The organism is Desertibacillus haloalkaliphilus (assembly GCF_019039105.1).
In the GTDB taxonomy this organism is placed as follows: Bacteria; Bacillota; Bacilli; order Bacillales; family KJ1-10-99; genus Desertibacillus; species Desertibacillus haloalkaliphilus.
Genome location: NZ_JAHPIV010000118.1, coordinates 1 through 444, shown reverse-complemented (window position 1 = coordinate 444; position 444 = coordinate 1). Strand labels below are relative to the sequence as shown.

Below are 444 nucleotides of genomic sequence, written 5' to 3'. Positions count from 1 at the left end.
GGCGTGTATATTTTAAGGTTTCATGCTTTGGATCAAAACTATCATACCTTTACGAATATTCACGAACGCAGGTTGGAGAGAAAAAATTTATCGAAACCAATGAATTGAGATCATTGGATGACTTGGTTTAATGAAAGCAGGTGAAACTAGTGAAATTATACGATCAACAAAATCCAATCATTATTTTACTTTTAATAGGTTTGGCATTAACATCTCTTCACTCTTTAACTGAAGCCTCTTTGGCATATTTTCTGTTCTTCGGTATCCTTTTATATTTGGTTCTTTTTTGTTGGATTGGGAAACTATATGATAGATTAAATGATTATCGTACGAAATTGATTGAAAAAGAAGGAGAATTAGAGGGGATCTTTAGTCATTCTAATGCTTGTATTAGTTCGGTGGATTTAAAACTAGGGAAATTTAAATTGTCGTTAGGTACTGAAA

General features: G+C 32.0%; 1 protein-coding gene. It reads left to right on the top strand.

Going from position 1 to position 444, the window contains the following annotated elements:
• Nucleotides 1-149: 149 nt before the first annotated feature.
• The coding region (locus KH400_RS21125) for a hypothetical protein (RefSeq protein WP_217228012.1) at nucleotides 150-444 on the top strand (295 nt) is incomplete at its 3' end.